This window comes from Sorangium sp. So ce119 (genome assembly GCF_051524405.1).
Classification (GTDB): Bacteria; Myxococcota_A; Polyangia; order Polyangiales; family Polyangiaceae; genus Sorangium; species Sorangium cellulosum_G.
This window is the reverse complement of sequence record NZ_CP150310.1, coordinates 1,232,040-1,249,758: the sequence shown is the minus strand read 5'-3', so window position 1 is coordinate 1,249,758 and position 17,719 is coordinate 1,232,040. Positions and strand designations below refer to the sequence as shown.

General features: G+C 71.1%; 14 protein-coding genes. 6 read left to right on the top strand and 8 right to left on the bottom strand.

Annotated elements, in window-relative coordinates; genetic code table 11:
• Positions 1 to 54 precede the first annotated feature (54 nt).
• From WME76_RS04995 to WME76_RS04980, 4 genes are all read left to right on the top strand, one after another.
• Positions 55 to 795, top strand: a complete 741-nt coding sequence (locus WME76_RS04995) for a TetR/AcrR family transcriptional regulator (RefSeq protein WP_437959051.1) — start codon at positions 55 to 57, stop codon at positions 793 to 795.
• Positions 796 to 1,206: 411 nt separating this feature from the next.
• Positions 1,207 to 1,590, top strand: a complete 384-nt coding sequence (locus WME76_RS04990; RefSeq protein WP_437959050.1) for a hypothetical protein — start codon at positions 1,207 to 1,209, stop codon at positions 1,588 to 1,590.
• A 182-nt stretch (positions 1,591 to 1,772) separates the two neighbouring features.
• Positions 1,773 to 2,438 (top strand): hypothetical protein, encoded by a 666-nt coding sequence (locus WME76_RS04985; protein ID WP_437959049.1) that lies wholly within the window; start codon positions 1,773 to 1,775, stop codon positions 2,436 to 2,438.
• A gap of 223 nt (positions 2,439 to 2,661) precedes the next feature.
• Positions 2,662 to 5,748 carry a CheR family methyltransferase gene (locus WME76_RS04980; protein ID WP_437959048.1) on the top strand — a complete coding sequence of 1,029 codons (3,087 nt, stop codon included), beginning with the start codon at positions 2,662 to 2,664 and terminating at the stop codon, positions 5,746 to 5,748.
• Positions 5,749 to 5,753: 5 nt separating this feature from the next.
• Here WME76_RS04980 and WME76_RS04975 read toward each other — a convergent pair whose 3' ends face one another.
• The 3 genes from WME76_RS04975 to WME76_RS04965 all read right to left on the bottom strand — a co-directional run bounded on the left by WME76_RS04975 (position 5,754) and on the right by WME76_RS04965 (position 7,367).
• Complete coding sequence (locus WME76_RS04975; RefSeq protein WP_061619726.1) at positions 5,754 to 6,110, bottom strand: gamma-glutamylcyclotransferase family protein; 357 nt, start codon at positions 6,108 to 6,110, stop codon at positions 5,754 to 5,756.
• Positions 6,111 to 6,117: 7 nt separating this feature from the next.
• Entirely contained in the window at positions 6,118 to 6,489 is a 372-nt protein-coding gene (locus WME76_RS04970) for a response regulator (protein ID WP_437959047.1), read from the bottom strand.
• 491 nt (positions 6,490 to 6,980) lie between these two features.
• Positions 6,981 to 7,367, bottom strand: a complete 387-nt coding sequence (locus tag WME76_RS04965) for a response regulator (RefSeq protein WP_437959046.1) — start codon at positions 7,365 to 7,367, stop codon at positions 6,981 to 6,983.
• Positions 7,368 to 7,770: 403 nt separating this feature from the next.
• Here WME76_RS04965 and WME76_RS04960 point away from each other — a divergent pair, with 403 nt between their 5' ends.
• Positions 7,771 to 9,525, top strand: a complete 1,755-nt coding sequence (locus WME76_RS04960; RefSeq protein ID WP_437959045.1) for a B12-binding domain-containing radical SAM protein — start codon at positions 7,771 to 7,773, stop codon at positions 9,523 to 9,525.
• Positions 9,526 to 9,553: 28 nt separating this feature from the next.
• Here the strand turns inward: WME76_RS04960 and WME76_RS04955 are convergent, their stop codons facing one another.
• From WME76_RS04955 to WME76_RS04940, 4 genes are all read right to left on the bottom strand, one after another.
• On the bottom strand, positions 9,554 to 10,993 hold the full coding sequence (locus tag WME76_RS04955) for an adenylate/guanylate cyclase domain-containing protein (protein ID WP_437959044.1): 1,440 nt from the start codon (positions 10,991 to 10,993) through the stop codon (positions 9,554 to 9,556).
• Entirely contained in the window at positions 10,990 to 12,993 is a 2,004-nt protein-coding gene (locus WME76_RS04950; protein WP_437959043.1) for a hypothetical protein, read from the bottom strand. The genes WME76_RS04955 and WME76_RS04950 overlap by 4 nt, the downstream gene beginning before the upstream one ends.
• On the bottom strand, positions 12,990 to 13,211 hold the full coding sequence (locus WME76_RS04945; protein WP_437289716.1) for a Franean1_4349 family RiPP: 222 nt from the start codon (positions 13,209 to 13,211) through the stop codon (positions 12,990 to 12,992). The genes WME76_RS04950 and WME76_RS04945 overlap by 4 nt, the downstream gene beginning before the upstream one ends.
• Positions 13,212 to 13,338: 127 nt before the next feature.
• A complete protein-coding gene (locus WME76_RS04940) occupies positions 13,339 to 14,433 on the bottom strand; it encodes a geranylgeranyl pyrophosphate synthase (protein ID WP_437959042.1) in 1,095 nt (364 codons plus the stop codon).
• 137 nt (positions 14,434 to 14,570) lie between these two features.
• Between WME76_RS04940 and WME76_RS04935 the strand changes: the two genes are divergently transcribed.
• Entirely contained in the window at positions 14,571 to 16,574 is a 2,004-nt protein-coding gene (locus tag WME76_RS04935; protein ID WP_437959041.1) for a C1 family peptidase, read from the top strand.
• Positions 16,575 to 16,585: 11 nt separating this feature from the next.
• Here the strand turns inward: WME76_RS04935 and WME76_RS04930 are convergent, their stop codons facing one another.
• Positions 16,586 to 17,023, bottom strand: a complete 438-nt coding sequence (locus tag WME76_RS04930) for a hypothetical protein (protein WP_437962075.1) — start codon at positions 17,021 to 17,023, stop codon at positions 16,586 to 16,588.
• Between the last annotated feature and the right edge of the window lie 696 nt (positions 17,024 to 17,719).

The window sequence follows — 17,719 nt, the reverse complement described above, 5'->3', positions numbered from 1 at the left end:
CATGACGGTCTTCCCATAGTGGCTCAGTCCCCGGACGTTGACCGACCAGTCAGAATGCCCCGCCTCGCCGATCGCCGCGCCAGGATCGAGTTGCTCCGCGCCGCCGAGGCAGCGTTCACCGAGCGCGGCCTCGCGGCGGCGCGGGTCGAGGACATCACCGAGCGGGCCGGCGTCTCGAAGGGCGCCTTCTACCTGCATTTCCAGAGCAAGGACGATTGCTTCAAGCAGATCGTCGAGACCTTCATCGCGCGCCTGGCCGGGTGCGTGGAGCCGCCGCCCATCGTCTTCCAGAGCGAGCGGGCGTCGATCAACGAGTACCTGAAGCGGGTCCTCGCGCACGACGTCGAGGTGCTCGAGTTCTGCTGGCAGAACCGGGCGCTGCTCAAGATGATGCTCGCGGGCGGCGGCGGAGCCCCCTACGCCTACCTGATCGACGAGTTCGCCCAGCGCGTCGCGCGCCAGGTGGAGAGCCGCGTCCGGTACGCGATGGATATCGGGCTCTACCGGCGCGATCTCGAGCCCAGCGTCATCGCCGCCCTCGTCTCCGGCGCCTTCGACCGCCTGGTGCGCAAGCTGATCGACGCGCCGTCGAGGCCAGACATCGGCGCCTGGTGCGCGCAGGTGCTCCAGCTCTTCACGCACGGCCTGCTCGCCCCGGAGGTGCGCGCCGTCGCTGACCCGTCGGTCATGGAGGCGCCGCCGCGCAGCGCGCCGCAGACCGCCGGCGCCGCGCCGGCCGCTGGCGGCGAACGCGGCGGCGGTGAGCGCAGGCGCTCCAGGGCCAAGGCGACCTGACGCGCGCGCCGGCTCACCCATGCGGCCGGCGTCGGCGGCCCTGGGCGAGTCGCTGCTGTCGAATCAGCGCTCGCGGCACCAGGATCTTCCCGACTCAGGCTGGGAGTGCCCAGCGCAGAACGAGGGCTTTTGTACAGGAAATCCCTGATGCTTGATTCCTCATCACCCTAGCGGCCGGTCGGGCGCCATCTGAGGTACAGCTAGCCGTCAACGGATTCCAGCTTCGGGACAGCCAGGGGGTGGGGTCGGGGAAGCGGAGGGAGCCGCTCGGGCGATCTCCGGAGGAGCGCAGCTTTGGGGGCGGTCCTGATCGTTCAGCCGCGTCATGTCGGCCGCCGCGCGCTCCGGCCGATGGCGGGCGCTCGCTGGGCGGTTCTCCGCCGGGGAACGGGCGCTGTCGAGGGGGGCTGCATGAGCACACGGTTCGGTTGCGATAGACGGTTGTTCCAGGAGCTGCTCCGGCAGACGTGCCGCTCGATTCAATGGAGCGCCGACGCCGAGCGGTCGATCGCGGAGCGGATCGAGATCGCCCTCGAAGAGCACGCGCTCCACGTCTGCACGCCGGACGTCGATCTGCGCGTCCGGCTGACCAACGACTTCGCGCTCGCCATCGCGATACGCGTGCTCTCCTTCGGGGACGACGCCGAGGAGTCGCTGAGCAAAGCCCTCTGTGACGACAGATCGCTGATGGCGGAGCTCGTGAAGGCGGAGTGGCAGCTCGTGCGCACCGCGTGCAGGACGGCCGAGCGGACCGCCGGGAGCCTGGTGTTGCTGACGACGGTGCCGGAGGCGTGAGCCCAGAGCAGGACGCGCCGAGGCTGCGCTCCACGCGCGCTCGACGAGGGATCAGCAGGAACGAGGACGCGGGTCGACCGCCTGCTCGACCCGATGTCATGGGCGAGCTGAGCCTGAACGTTGATCGCTCAAGAGGAACGCTGAACACGGCATGACGCGACCGGGCCCACGAGGCGAAGCAGATGGCGCCCCAGATCAGCTACAGCATCTACGTTCGTTTCAGGGGCAGGCGACTCGCGCTCATGAAGCACATCCGCTCGCTCGATGCGGCGCGCTCCGCGCTGCTGGCGCTGCGGGCAGAGCGGTTCCACGACGCCGATCAGGTGTTCCTCGTCAACGACGCGACGAAACAGATCGTGGAGGAGGGGGGATGGGAGGGCGGCCCGGAGCCGGCGGCGAACCGGGAGATCAGCGTCAGCATCCGAGTTCGCGCGGACGACCCGCGCAGGGAGCGAGCGCACGGCGCGGGGAGCGAGGCGGTCCGCGCGCTGCGGGGGGGCAAGGCGCCCGCGCTGCTCGAAGCGCACGAGGCCCCGGCGGCGCCCGACGATCCCGAGGCCCGCGCGGACGACGAACCCCGGCGCGACGGGACAGAGCGGAGGTGGTCCAGGATCGAGAGCCTGGAGCCCCCGCGCACACGCCTGCGCCGCGCGATGGCGGCAGCCCGGGTCGCCCGAGCGCGCCACGACGCCGCGCTGGAAGCCCTGAGCAGACTCCAGCCCGGCGGGAGGATGGACGAGATGAGGCTGGTCGGGATCAGCGATTCCGCCCGCGCGGTGTCGGAGCAATCGACGCACATCCTGGAGCAGCTCGAACGGCTCCTCGCGCGCCTCGAAGGCGCGAGTTGACGGGAGCGAGGTGCGTACAACGCCACTCCGCTCCTCTTCCTGCGCCCTCCCGGCCTCATGAAAGGTGGTTGAGGCCGTCGGACGCCATGACCAGCGCTCAGCGCGCACGAGAACAGCCGATGATCGTCCCGTTGACCGATCGCGCACCGCAACCATAGCTTCGTCATCATCAGGTCCCCGCGGCTCCAAGGCACCTGAGAAGGAGCCAACCTTTCCAGCCACAATGCCCGAACACAAGAAGTCACGCCGGACGCAACTCAGGGCAACGGCCCAGAGCGACGCCGCGCACCTGCCGGGCAGGGCGGCGGCGCCGAGGCGCGCGATCGAGCCGTCCCGGGGCGCCGGCGCGTCGTCCAGGGCGGGCGAGCAGCACCTTGGGGGCGAGCTGCGCTGTCTCGTCGTCGGCGTCGTCGCAGCGGCCGGCGGGCGCGGCGCCGTCGCGGAGCTCCTCCGGCGGCTGCCGAGCCGAGATACGGGCCTCTCCCTCGTGCTGATCTACACCGCGGATCCCGGGGAGACTCCGCTCCTCGAGCTCGCCATGCAGAGCAGCCCGCTGCCGGTGGCCGAGCTTCGATCCGGGACGAGGCTCATGCCTGGTCACGTCCAGGTCCTCCCGCCGGACGCGCGAGCGACGCTGGACGGCGTGACCGTCGACGTCGCGCCGCGGGGCGACGGCGGCCCGAGCCCCGCAGACATCTTCCTGCGCTCGCTCGCGAGCGAGCTGGGCTCGAGCGCGGTCGCGGTCGCGCTATCCGGCGCCGGGAGCGACGGCGCCGTCGGCATGAAGGACGTGAAGGCAGAGGGCGGGGTCACGTTCGCGGAGGACCCGCGCTCGGCCGACCGACCGGCGCTCCCGCGCAACGCCATCGCCGCCGGGGGCATCGATTTCATCCTCGGCGTCGAGGAGATCGCGGCGGAGCTCGCGAGGATGGGCCGCCCCGGACACGTGCTCGCGCCGTGGCTCGCGCAGGGCCCGTCCCTCGGCGTCGACCCGGTCCTCGGCAAGCTCTTCAGGTTGCTGCACGCGACAGCGGGCGTGGATTTCAGCCACTACAAGAAGAACACGCTGAAGCGCCGCATCCAGCGGCGGATGACGCTCCACAGGATCGGGAGCCTCCAGGAGTACCTGGATCATTTGCAGGCGAACCCGGGCGAGATCGAGGCGCTCTACCAGGATCTCCTGATCAAGGTCACGACGTTCTTCCGCGATCCGGGGGCGTTCGCCGCGGTGAAGACCCACGTGCTCCCGGTGCTCATGCACAACAGGCCACAGGACTCCCCTGTTCGCGTCTGGGTGCCGGGCTGCTCGACGGGCGAGGAGGTCTACTCCCTCGCGATCTCGCTGCTCGAGTTCCTCGAAGCCGACGCGAGCGACCACGCCGTCCAGATCTTCGGCACCGACCTGAGCGAGGCCGCCATCCAGCAGGCGAGGGCCGGGATCTACGTCGAGGGCCTGTCGGTCGACGTGTCGCCCAGCCGGCTGCGCCGCTTCTTCGTCCGGGTGCAAGGCGGCTTCCAGGTCAACAAATCGGTCCGCGATCTCTGCGTCTTCTCGCGCCACGACGCCACGACCGCCCCGCCCCTCTCGAAGCTCGATCTGATCAGCTGTCGCAACCTGATGATCTACCTGGAGCCGAGCTTGCAGCGCCGGCTGCTGCACACGTTCCACCACGCCCTCAAGCCGACGGGCTTCCTGCTCCTCGGCTCGTCCGAGAGCATCAGCACGGTGCCCGACCTGTTCGGGATCGTGGACAGGACCCACAGGATCTTCTGCAAGCGCGCCGCGCCCGACGCGGCCTACTCCCTCGGGCCCGCCGCGCCCGCCCTGCCGAGCGCTCCCGCGCCGAGGGCGGAGAAGGAGCGGTATCCCGAGGGGCTCGGCATGGACGCGGTGCGCAGGGAGGCGGACGCCATCGTCATGACGCACTACGCCCCTGCCGGCGTGGTGGTCGACGAGGACATGCAGATCGTCCAGTTCCGGGGCAAGACAGGGCCCTACCTCGAGCCAGCGCCGGGCGACGCCAGCCTGCACCTCTTCAAGATGGCCCGGGAGGGGCTCCTGCTCGGCCTCCGGGCCGCCATCGACGCGGCGATGAGCTCGTGGACGATGGCGCGGAAGGAGCAGATCAAGGTCAGGCTGGGAGAGAAGCTCCGGTACGTCGACATCGAGGTGTGGCCGCTCAAGGTGCGGCTCCCGCAGGGGCGCTGCTTTCTCGTCGTCTTCTCCGAATCGGGCGTGGCCAGGCTCGACGCGGGCAGCGACCCGCCCCAGGGCGCCCCCCAGAAGGACCTGGAGGTCGTCCAGCTCCGGAGGGAGCTCGTCGCCACGAGGGAGTACCTCCAGTCGATCATCGATGAGCTCGAGGCGACGAACGAGGAGCTCCTCTGCGCGAACGAGGAGCTCTTCGCGAGCAACGACGAGCTGCACAGGATGAACGACGCGCTCGATGCTTCGCGGGAGGAGCTCCGGTCGGCGAACCAGGAGCTGGCGACGATCAACGAGGAGCTCCACAGCAGCAACGTCGCGCTCGGGCTCGCGAACGACGACCTGCAGGACCTCCTCGACAGCGTCCACGTCCCGATGGTGATGCTCGACGCGGACCTCAGGATCCGCCGCTTCACCGGCGCCGCGGACAGGCTGCTCGGCCTCGCCGCGAACGACGTGGGCAGGTCCATCCTCGACGTGAAGCCGAGGGGCTGGGCCGACGTCGCGCCCGTGGTCGCCGAGGCGCTCGACACGAGGAGCACCGTCGAACGACAGGTCGAGGATCGCGACGGCCGCACCTACGTGATGCGGGTGCGCCCCTCCAGGACCGCCGGGGACGAGGTCGACGGCGCGGTGATCTGCTGGCTGGAGGGCGACGCGCTGAGGCGCGCCGCGCGCGAGATCGCCGGCGCGCGCGATCGCATCTCCGCGGTCTTCGAGGTCCTGCGCCACCCGTTCCTCCTGCTCGACGGCGAGCTCCGGATCCGAACGGCCACCCGGCGCTACTGCGAGCTGTTCATGATCTCGCTGGGGGACATTGAGGGGCGGCCGCTCTCGGCCATCGACGCGGGCTGGAACACCCCGCAGCTCGAGCAGCGCCTCCGGGACGTGCTCCACCGCAGCGCCTCGCTGGTCGACTTCCGCTTCGAGGCCGTGCTCGCGCGCGTCGGGCGAAAGACGCTGTCGATCTCTGCCTTTCGGCTCCAGGCCGACGAGGGCGAGCTCCCGGCCCTGCTGCTCGTCGTCGAGGACAGGACGGGCGTCGAAAAGGACGACGCCGCGCCTCCGGGGCTACGTCCAGCGCGCCGCGCCGGCGCCGACTGACGCGCTCATCGCTGCTGCCGTGTCCGCCAGTCCCCGGAGGCGATCCGGGGACACCCGCGCGCCTGGCTCGCGCGCATCAGGTACGCCTCGCACCGCGCGCCTCCGTCGAGCTCGATCGACTCCCGCTGGAAGAGGTCGGGGCACCCCTCGTAGAGGTCGAGCGAGGCGAGCGTCTCCGGGTCAGGCTCATAGAGCTCACCGAGGACCGCGGTCGAGCCCCCGCGCACGAGCGCCGGATAGGCGCCGAGATCGGCGAGCTCGAACGATCGGGCGGTGCGGGCGGACCCGAGGCGACGCGCGCGCCCGAGCAGCTCGTGCGAGCGCTCGCCGCGCATCAACGTGCCATAGACGAACAGCGGCATTGCCTCGTCACCGGCAGTGCTGTTCGACCGCGGCGAGGAGCTGATCGAGGTTGATCGGCTTCTTCAGGAACTGCGCCGCGCCGAGCGAGGACACGAACTCGTCGCGCCCTGTCGCCGAGATGATCACCACCGGGATCGAGGCGAGCTCCGGGTCTTTCTTCTGCTCCGCCCTGAACTGCCAGCCATCCATGATGGGCATCATGAGGTCAAGCAGGATGAGATCAGGCCTCGGATCCGTTCGGAGCGCGCTGAGCGCCTCGCCGCCGTGGGCGGCCGAGGAGACGGCGTACCCCTCCTCCTGCAGGAGCTCGGCGAGGGTCTCTCGAATATCCGGATCATCATCGACAACGAGGATCCTCTTCAAGGGAGTGGCAGGCACGGTGCATCAACCACTATGCGAAAGCCTGACGTCACGGCGAAACAGGGAAAGCCCTGAATCCCTGCTCGGGGGGCGCTTGATCGAGCTCGTTCTGCGAGGAAGGAGGCGCATGGAGGTCTCTCTGCGGTGATGGGCGCCGCGAAGGCGCGTCGGAGCGGGGCCCGCTCGTTCGTCGATGACAGCGCGCCGCCGACGCCCCAGATCCGCGCGGGGGGCGGAGACGTTCGGGCCGGACGGCGGTCGCAGGAGGAGTTCGGGCGTACGCATCGCGGTGGTCGATCGTCGGCAGCAAGCCCGATGTTACAGCAGGGGAGCGCTCCAGCGAAGCCGCTCTCTTTGATCTGCGGCCAGCCAGGGTGAGCATGGCGCGGCGCGGCCGCGCTCACCACGTCACGCCCTGTGATCGTACCACCGTCGCGCTGAGGCGCAGCAGCGCAGCGCCCGCCGGAAGGGCGCTCCGGGCGCCGCCGGCGCGGGTCGAGCGGGCAGCGTCAACGCCCCTCTCCCGTGGCGGCGAGCACCACCCTCGCGAGGGTGCTCAGCAGCACATCGATGTCCACCGGCTTCGGGATGAGCGCGGCCGCATTCAGCCGCTCGGCCATCACCTGGATCTCATGCGGCAGGCGGGCCGAGAAGATCATGAGCGGAGAGGGCGTACCGAGCTGCGCGAGCTCGGCGACGAACCGGTCCGTGGTCATGCCCGGCATGGTCAGGTCGAGCAGGACCGCATGGAAGCGCCGGTCCGCGAGCGCGTCCAGCGCCGCGCGCGCGGTCGCGGTCATCTCGACCTCGTACCCTTCCAGCGTCAGGAGCTCCTCCAGCATCGCCGCAGTGTCAACGTCGTCCTCTGCAACCAGGATCACGTGCTTGCCAGGCATGGCTCCCCTCGCCTCTCCTGGGCAGCAGCGCCGTTCCCAGGACGGCGCGCCGCTCTCTCCCATGCCGGGGAGGAGCGACGTCGATGCGACGCGCCCCGCCAGCGACCCGCACAGCGCGGGGTTTCTCATCATGCGCCCGGCGTGACGATCACCGGGCGAACCGATCCGCGCGCGCGCCGGAGCGCTCGCCGCGGCGCGCCACGTCGACGATCGCCGACGAAGCGCGCAGCAGGGCAGACCGCCGCTTCCGCCGGTCCGGCACGTCCCATTTCCCCGCTCCGCCCCTGGCAGTATGAAAGCCCGATCGCGCTCCGGATGCAAGGAGGGCGGACCGGAAGCGCGAGCAAATAGAGAGCGCGAACGGACTCCCCGACAGGGGAGACACCCTGGTAGACTCCCATGGATGCCTGGCGAACGCCGCGTCGCGCTGCTCGCGATGGAGCCAACCATGCCGGACGGAGGGGGAGCGCCGTTCAGCCATGGAATCCGTCGTGTCGAAGCCTCATTGCTCACCGATCCGGAGCTCGCCGGCGTACCGATCCACGTGATCGAAGCGCAGACGAGGGATCTCGACGCGTGGGTCGCCGAGGTCGAGACCGTGGACGCCGATGTGGTCGGCCTCGCCGCGCACGTCTGGTCCTTTCCCACGTTCATCGAGGTCGCGCGCCACCTGCAGCGCAACCGGCCAGGGCGCACGATCGTCCTCTGCGGCCCCCTCGCGCGCCCAGCGCTGTTCGCGCTCGCGCCCTGGCGCGACGCCGCCGCCAGCATCGACGCCCTCGTGCACGGCAACGAGCTCACGTTCCGGAACATCGTCCGCCTGAGCGATCGCTCCCCCGAGGCGCTGCGCGCCTTGCCGGGGCTGCACGTCCCCACCGCCGACGGCTGGGTCTCGACGGGCGAAGCGCCGTACGTGGCGCCCGACGAGCTCCCGTCGCCGATCCGGATGAAGCTGCTCCCGACCGATCGCATCGTCCCGCTCGAGCTCAGCCGCGGCGGCGTCATGAGCTGCCTGACCTGCGGCGTCTCGACGGGCGACGCCGGCGCCGGCGTCTTCTCGGAGGCCTACCTCGTCGAGGAGCTGAGCGCGCTGCTCGCCGCGGGCGCCCCGGGCGTCCAGATCGTGGACGCCCCGCTCAACCTGAACGCGGAGGCGTTCCGGAACCTCGTGGCCGCGGAGAAGAAGGTCGGCTTCTTCAAGCAGGCGGCGCTGATGGCGTCGATCGATCCGGAGCACGCGCACGACGAGCACCTCGAGTTCCTCCGCGGCGTCGCGCGCGTGTCGCTCGGCGCGCGGCTGCCGCCGCTCACCAAGGACACCGGCGACGGCACGCAGCGCCCCTTCCGCGAGTCGAAGTTCGCGAAGGTGATCGAGGAGCTCTCGACGTTCACGGACATCGAGGTGGACATCCTCCTCGGCCTCCCGGGCGACGGTCCCGTCACGTTCCGGCGCACGCTCGAGCGCGCGCGCGAGCTCCCGTGCAAGGTCCGCATCCTGCACAGCCTCGTCCTCCCGGACGACCTCATGACCCGCGCGCCCGCGTCGTTCGAGCTCCGCTTCGACCCGTTCAACTTGATGATGCGCTCCTGCCTCGGCTGGTCCGAGGACGCGCTGTCCCGCGAGCGCAGCCGCCTGATCGAGATGGCGTACCGCGAGGGCGGGGAGATCACGCCGGACATGTGGTCGTTCCCCGGGCCGCGCGAGATGCGGCGGCCGGCGATGCCGCTCGGGAGCGGCGTGGTCCCGCCGGGCGGGGAGATCCGGGTGGAGGGCGCGACGACGCTCGCGCCGGCGGGGCAGGACCTGCAGCGCGTGCTCGAGCTCGGGATCAAGGAGGCGACCTCCGGCGGGTGGACCTTCGTCGAGGCCTCGGCGCGCCCGGGCGAGATCGTCGTCATCATGAAGACGCGCGACGGCGCGCTGGTCGTCGAGATGCGCCCCGCCTCGCCCACGGAGAACGCCTACAAGGTCGTGGACGGCGTCGCGTTCGGCTACCGCTCGCCGCGCGGCGTGAAGATGAGCGACGGCGCGCTCCGCCTGCTCGATCGCGTCCTCCAGCGCCTCCACGCGCCCGCGCGCACGGCGCTCGGCCTGTCGACCCAGGACGGCGGCCCCGGCTCGGCGCGGGTGCGGCGCTTCCGCGCGACCCCCTCGTGACGCGCCGCCGGCCAGGGACCTCCCCGGGCTACTGAGCGCCTTCGCGATCCGTGCTGCGCCACGCGGCCGGCGCGCGCGCGGCCTCGGCCCGCGGCGGTATCGACTCCATGGGGCGGGGCGCCCGGAGGAACTCTCGCCGGAGCTCCTCGATGCGCTGCGGCGAGATCTCCTGGTGGTCCACGATGTAGGGGTGGACCTGGCGGCTCTTGCCGCGGATGCTCAGGGCGCCGGTCGGCTGCGCCGGGATGCAGTCGTCGAGCGTCGCGTACGTCGCCTGGCAGATGATGATCTTGGAGCCGAGCTCCTTGTTGAACTGCTCGAGGCGCGAGGCCGTGTTCACCGTATCCCCGATGCAGGTGTACTCCATGCGCTGGAGCGATCCGATGTTGCCTGAGATGACGGTGCCGGTCGCGATCCCGACGCCCATCTTGATCTCCCCGCAGCCGAGGATCTGCCGCTGGTTCATGCGCTCGAGGGCCTGCACCATCTCGATGGCCGCGACCACGGCGCGCTTCGGCGCGTCCTCGACCGACAGCGGCGCGCCGAACACCGCCATCAGGCCGTCGCCGATGTACTTGTCGAGCGTGCCCCCGTAGCGGAACACGATCTCGACCATCTCCGTGAAGTACTCGTTCAGGAACGAGACCACGACCTCCGGCTCGACCGACTCGGTGAGCGGGGTGAAGTTGCGGATGTCGGTGAACATCACCGACACGTGCCGGCGCGTCCCGCCCAGCTTGAGCCGCCCCGGATCGGAGAGGACGAAGTCGACGAGGTCCTTCGAGAGGTACCTGCCGAGCTCCTGCTTCTCGCGCTCGAGCCGGACGCGGGCCAGGGACTCCACCTCGGCGCGGAGGAGCAGGTTGCGCGAGATGCGGGCGATGATGCCGGCGACGACGCCCGGGAGCGCGATGAAGAGGATCTGCTGGCACTGGTCCGCGATGTTGATGGCGTTCTGGCCGTAGACGGACACCGCGCTGATCGGGATCGCGCCCGTCCAGACCGTGGCCGCGAGCACGACCGCGTTGAAGAGGGCCGACAGCCCCGCCGAGTACAGGCACGCCGCGAGGCTGTAGCGGAAGCCCGACATCAGGTTCCAGAGCACGTAGACCGTCGCCAGGTAGCTCGAGAAGTACTCGATCATCCCGGAGTGGTTCCGCGCCGTCGCCAGCGCCGTGAGCGTCAGGAGCGCGAGGTCGACGAAGATGCTCACGTACTTGAGCCAGCTCACGTAGACGTCGGGGCGCAGGCGGAAGAACGCGTAGAGCAGGAGCGAGTAGGCGAGGTAGCCGCCGATCTGGATCGCGAAGACCTGGTTCGCGGCCGGCGTGTTGACCGTCCACACGTGCGTGAACGTGTAGACGCTGAGCAGCGCGAACACGAACCGGACGTGGTTCACGATCTGCTCGCCGCGCATCTCCTGCGCCTGGATGATCCGCACGATCTCGGGCGATTTCTCGATGCTCATGCGCGCCGCTCCCCTCCGCGCCGCAGCCGAGACCGGGCCGCAGCGAACCCGCGCGCGCAGAGCGCGGTCGTCAGCGCCCTGCCCTGGTGGTGCCCCTCGCGGCCGTGCTTCATCGGCGTCCGGTAGAGCGGCTCGGCCGGCCAGGAGCCGTCCACGAGCTGGCGCTCGCCGAGGTTGCGCAGCCCCCGCTCGATCAGCAGCGGGTCCGGCGCCGCGGTCATCGCGGCCCCCTCGAGGCACGCAGCCGTGCAGAGCGGCGTCCCGAAGCCGCCGTCGAGCCGCTGCGAGCCGAGCATGCGCGACAGGACCGCGGCCTCGACCGCGGCGATCTCGGCCGTGCGCGGCGCGTCCGCTGCCCTCTCCTGGTGCTGCCGGTAGAGGCGCGCGAAGCGGAGGAACGCGAGGTCCGTGTACGAGTCGTCATAGAAGCAGGCGCCCTGGATGCCGTCCGGCGAGGCGGCGTCGAGCACGCGCCGCGCGTTCGCGTCGATGAGCCACGCGAACCGCGTCGCGTCGAACGAGAGCAGCCCCGCGAGCAGGTTCAGCCGCACCGCCGAGCAGTCGTCGCCGGCCCACGCCGCGCCCGGCGTGGTCGGCCCCGCGGGCCCGCGGTAGAACCAGGTCGGGACGACGCCATCGTCGCCCACGTTGGCCAGCATGACCTCGATCCACGTCTCCGCCCGCTCCCGGGCGGCGCCCGTCGCCGCGATGAGCTGGAGGAGGATCGCGAGGTCGTCCGCGTCCGGCGGGAGCTCGCGGAAGTCGCCGAAGTAGCGGAGCTCGCCGGCCGGGATCTCGTCGAGCAGCGCCGCGGCGTCGGCGCGGACGTCGCGCCCGGCCTCCCCGATCTCGATCAGCGCCATCAGGATCGTCGCCCGCACGAACCAGTGCCCCACGGGCTGCTCGCGCGATCCGAGCACGCCGAAGCGCTGCACTTCCCAGGACTCTTGCCACGGCGCCGCTTCCAGGAGGAACGCGACCGCCGCCCGCAGGTCCGCGTCGTCGTCCGGCGCGAGGTCGCCCTGCGCGCGCGGCGGCCCGAGCGCCGCGCCGGCGCCGATGACGTCGCGGAAGGACATCAGCCCTTCGAAGAAGCGGAGGCGCTCTCCGAGCGCGTCGACGAACTCGCGCTGCGCCTCGGCGAGGGCACGCTCGCTCGGGCGCGCGCGAGGAGCGCTGGCCGCGAGCTCGCGCGCCGACGCGAGCGCGCCCCGCGCCCGCGCGGCGAGGGCGGCCCGGTAGGGGCGACCCGCGAGCAGGCCGCGGATCTCGCGCCGGCGCACCGGGGACGCGCGCTCGCCCGCGAGGGCGCGGAGCAGCGGCGGGGCGAGCTCCGGGTCGCGGAGCCAGAGCGCGAGGAGCGGCGTGAGCGTCGGCGCCGCGAGGTCCGGCACCGCCGGGTCGAGCCAGAGGCGCACGAGCCCGTCGAGCAGCCAGAGCGGCGCTGTCACCGCCTCTCCGAAGCGGCGGGCGGGCGCGGGATCGTCGCCTGCCAGGAGCGCAGCCGCCGTCCACAGGGCGACTGCCTCGCGCGCGCCGCCCGCGTCGCTGCGCGCGACCGCGGCGCCCGCGGCCACCACCGGGTTGTGCTCCCACGACGCTTCCGCGAGCTCGGCCAGACCGAGGAGCCAGCGGTGGACGCGCGCCTCCTCCACGTGCTGCGCCAGCAGGCGCCCGGCGAGCGCGCCGCGCGCGAGCGCGTCGGGCGCGCCGTCGACGCCGCCGGCAGCCACGAGCGCGACGGCGACGGCCGCATCACCCGCCGCCACGGGCGACGACACACGCCCGCAGATCCGCAGGGCCCAGCCAGCCCAGGGGATGCTGCGCCCCGACGGTGCGCCCACGCCGCGCTCGATCGCGAGCGCTCCCCACGCCGCGTCGCCGCGCCAGAGGGCTCCCGCGCGCAGCAACGCTGACCAGGAGCGCTCGCACACCCCCTTGTCGGCGGGGTCGAGCCAGGGCCAGGCGGCGGTCGCCCCTGCGTCGGCGGCCAGCGTCACATACCGACTCCACCCTCGCGCGCCGCGGTCGCGATGGCCGCATCGACCGCTTCGGGCGTCGAGGTCGCGGCGTCCCGGATGCGCTGGAGCGTCTCCGGTGCGACCTCGTACCCCTCCGCCTCGATGGTGCGCTCAGGGCTCGCGAGGAGCTGCTGACGGAAGCTCGAATCCACAACGGCACGACCGATGAGCTCTGCCTCTGTTTTCTTCGCTGTCACGACTCCTCGCTTTCTCGCTCCGGAGGCTAGGAGACCTCCAAACGGCTAGCAAGTGGAAGCAGGCGCATCCTCGCGCGTTGATCAGGTCGCTGCGACGGCGCGCGGGTTCGCGTCCCACCGCCTCGGCTCAGCGCGGCGCGCCGACGCTCGCGACCGGCTCGCCGGCGAGCGCGCTGAAAAACGCGAGGAATACCCGCCGCTGGATCTCGGCCATGTACCGCGCGCGCTCCTTGCAGAAACGCACGGCCTCCGGTAGCTCGAGCGCCCCGGCGGCATCCTCGGCGCGAGCGAGCTCACAACGCGCCTCCTCCAGGATGGCGTCGAAGCCGCCGCGCGCGAACAGCGCCACGCGCAGCGCCGTCGCGCCGCGCCCGTCCGTAGTGCGCCGGGGTTCGTCGTCAGCTCGCGCGGCCCCGCCCGGCCGCGGCGGCCCATCGCCGCTCGGCTCGACCTGCGCGCCGAGCCGGGAGAGCACGTACGTCGCGTTCCCGATCGCGCGATCCTTCTCGGCGTGCAGCAGATCCGCGAAGAGCTGGTGCGCCGCGGCGAGCGCGGAGACGAACGTCTCGAGGGAGGCGAGGCGCTCGGGCCGCGACAGCGCGAACAGCGCCGCGGCCGCCGGGAGCACGAGCGGGCGAGAGCGGGCGAGCACCCGGCGGAAGGTGTCGGCGTCGCGCGCGCCGCCGCCCCGGTGCAGCCGCCGTTCGAGGAGCATCGCCTCGCCGTACCCGAACCACACCTCCTCGAAGAGATCCCAGAAGGCGCTCCCGCCGGGGAGCGAGCGAGCGAGCAGCGCCTGATGTCGGGCGAACAGCGCCCCGGACAGGAGCACCGCGGCGCCGGGCTCGCCGACCCCTTCGTCGAGCAGATCGTCCTCGATCCGGACGTGCAGGTACCCGACCGCCGCCGCCTCGGCGAGATCGACGGCGAGCGGCGGAAGCCCTCGCGGTCCAGCTCCCGGCGCTGGCGCGCCGAACCCCGTCGCGACCCAGAGCGGCAGCTCGAGCACCGGGAGCGCCATGGGGTGCGAGAAGTACCCCTCGCCCGGCTCGCCCTCGAAGAGCCTGAGGCGCGCGGCGAGCTCGTCGAACAGCGCGCCGAGCTCGCCTCCGAGCCGGCGTCGGAACTCCGCGATCCGCCGCAGCACCTCGGCCTCGAGCGACGCCTCGACGTCGCCCTTCGCGCCCTCGCCCCCTCCCGCTGCGCCTCCGTGTTCGCTCATCCCACCTCCGGCCGGCGCGAACGGCGCCGCCTCGCGCGACGCTACCACGAGCAGCCTCGTCCGCAGCGCAGGCGCCGCCGACTTTGCCATGAGCGAAGGCCGTGCGACACTCGGCGACTTCACGAGACGGAAAAACCATGATCGATTCCGAGCGTTTCTCCGAGCGTTACGGAGACATCACGACCGACGCTCGCGCCGACGTCCTCGATTTTCGGGACACCCTCTATCGCCCCACGATGGTGGAGGTGCCTCCGGTCATGCCGCCCGAGCGCTTCATGGACCACGGCGTGCCCGTGCTCGATCAGGGCAGGAACAACGGGTGCACCGGCTTCACGGTCGCCACCGTGGCCCACTATCTCCTGCGCAAGCGCAAGGTGTCCCCGGACTACGGGCTCGTGAGCCAGAACATGGTGTACACGATGGCGCGCCGTTACGACGAGTACCCGGGCGAGGACGACGCGCGGGGCTCCAGCCTGAGGGGCGCCATGAAGGGCTGGCACAAACACGGTATCTGCGCCTACGAGCACTGGCCGTGGGACCCGAACGATCTGCACGGGACGCTCACGCCGGAGCGCGCGTCCGACGCGATGCTACGCCCGCTCGGCCTGTATCAGCGCGTGAACCACAAGGACCTCCCGGCGATGCACAACGCCCTCGCGGAGGTCGGGGTCGTCGCGGCCTCGGCGCTCATCCCGTTCAGCGGCTGGTACTACGGCACCCAGAAGAACGGCATCATCCCGGCGGTCGACAAGACGAACCCCTTCATCGCCCCCTGGGGAGGCCATGCCTTCGCGATCGTCGGGTATGACGCGGAGGGCTTCTGGCTCCAGAACTCCTGGGGACTCGGCTGGGGCAAGAGCGGCTTCGGGCGGCTCTGTTACGACGACTGGCTCCAGTACGGCTTCGACGCGTGGGTCGGTCGCCTCGGCGTCCCCATCCGCCTGAGCCAGCCGCGATCGCTGCGCCCGCTCACGTCGGCGAGCCGGACGTTCGCGAGCCTGCGGCCGCACCTCATCAGCGTCGACATGCACGGGCAGCTCCAGCAGCGCGGCGCCTACGGCACGTCCTCGGAGGACGTCCGCATCATCATGGAAGAAGACTTCATGAGCGCGACCGAGAGCTGGAGGCGCCGCCGCCTCGTGCTCATCGCGGGCGGCGGGCTGCGCCGGCAGATCGACGCGATCAACCGGATGTCGCGGCTCCGGCCGAAGCTGCTCGGGCACGAGATCTACCCCCTCGAGCTCCTCTGGGAGACCGACCACTACCCGCGCCTGCTCGAGATCCTCCACCGCGCCACGGAAGGCCGACGCCACGACGGCTACGATCCCCGGGCGTTCGGCTTCATGATCGACCGGCGCGACGACGCCCTGGAGCCGCTCGTCCGCCGCATGGGCGGCAAGGCCGAGTGGGATCGCATGAAGCTCGCCGCGGGCGACGCGACGATGGACGCCGATCACGGCGGGCTCCGCGAGATGATCGGCCGCCTCGCGTCGCTGATGGACAGGGATCCGAGGATCGAGCTCCACCTGGTCGCCCACTCCAGCGGCACGTTCCTGCTCGCGCCGCTGGTGCAGCTCGCCACCTCGGAGAAGGGCAAGCGGATCGAGGGGGGCCCGATGCGAGGCCAGCTCGGGCTCGGGCTCCCCATCGAGTCGCTCTCGCTGCTCGCGCCGGCGAGCGCCATCGACGCGTTCCGCGACACGTACATGCCCTCGATCAAGAGCGGCATGGTCCGCCGCTTCGCCCTGTTCACGCTCACGGACGAGGCGGAGCTCCAGGACCACTGCGAGGTGTACGGAAGGTCGCTCCTCTACCTGGTCTCGAACGCGCTCGAGCGGCGCCCGCGGGTGCCCGGGACGAGCGGCGTCTCGCTGCTCGGCATGGAGGCGGGGCTCCTCGATCCGGAGAACGCCGACGTCCTCGCGCTCCTCACGGAGGACAGGGAGGAGCGGCACACCGTGTTCCCGAGGGCGGAGTGGATCAAGGGGCCCAACACGAGGCCTCCTCCCCACGGCTCCGAGGCGCGGCGGCACGAGGACTTCGACAACGACGCGACCACGTGGAAGTCCGTGATCGCCCGCATCCTCAACCAGCCCTTCGCGGATGGCCTGCCGCCGATGTCGGCGCGGGATCCGTGGTGATGACGCCCTTCTCACCCCTCCGAGCTGCGCGGCTCCACGGAGGTCACCTCGCGGAGGACCGGGGCGCCGAGCCGCTCGGACACGGGGGGCGGCGGCGCGATCGCTCCGCTGAGGAGGATCGCGAACGAGGCCCGGATCTCCTCGCCGAAGTCGATCCGGAAGAGGCTCATCTCCGGCCGGCTGCGGATGTCGCGAATCACGTCGCTGGGATCGCAGACCTGGCGCATCCCGATGAGCAGGGCGTACATGCGGATGAGGAGCGGACCGCCCTGCCCGGGGGCGAGCGACGGCAGGCATCGCTCGAGCAGCGCCCCGGTGCGCTCGACATGCGCGAGCAGGGAGAGCTTGAAGCGTAGGGCGGCCTCGTAGCTGACGTTCTGCTCGAGGACGCTGTGCAGGATGGAGAGCAGCCGCGTCATCGCGCCGCGCGCGACGAGGGTCGTCGACATGATCGAGGCGATGCTGGCGGCCGCGTCCTCTCCGGACGCCGAGGAGCCGCCGCGGCGCCCCCGCGAGGGCCGAGCGTGCGGCGCGCCCGCGACCCCCTGGGAGTCGCCGAGATGCGCGAGATGGATATTCACATCATCAAACCATTTCGCGAGCTCTTGATCAACGACGGCGAGGAACAGCTCTTCTTTGGTCGTGAAATACAGGTAGAGCGTACCTTTTGCGAGCCTGGTACGCTCGGCGACCTGCGCCATGGTGACCTCGGGATACGGGGTCTCCTGGAACAGCCGCCAGGCTGCGTCGATGATGAACCTCCGACGCTCCTCTTTCTGTTCCTCCTTTCTCGCTCTTCGCGTTGAGCTCATAGACAGACCGGTTTACGCCGTCTGCAGAAGATAAGCAATCCACACAATGCATCACACCGCATGTATACAAACTGACCAGCGCGTGTCGGTCGCGCGTGTCGGTGTCGCTTGCCCCGCGCGTGTTCGCTCCGCCGAACCGCCGTTATCGTAGAAGTAACCGCCCTCATCACATTTCACCGGCCGCGGTCACACCGATGCCGTGTACCCCGGCTGTCGCAGGCGCATGTCGTGGCGACAGAGCAGTAAAATAACGTCATTGCTGCTCGGCGCTCGAGGCTCGACATGGAGAGTCGCTCTCTCGGCGCCACATCCCGCGTCCGCGCGGGCTGCGCC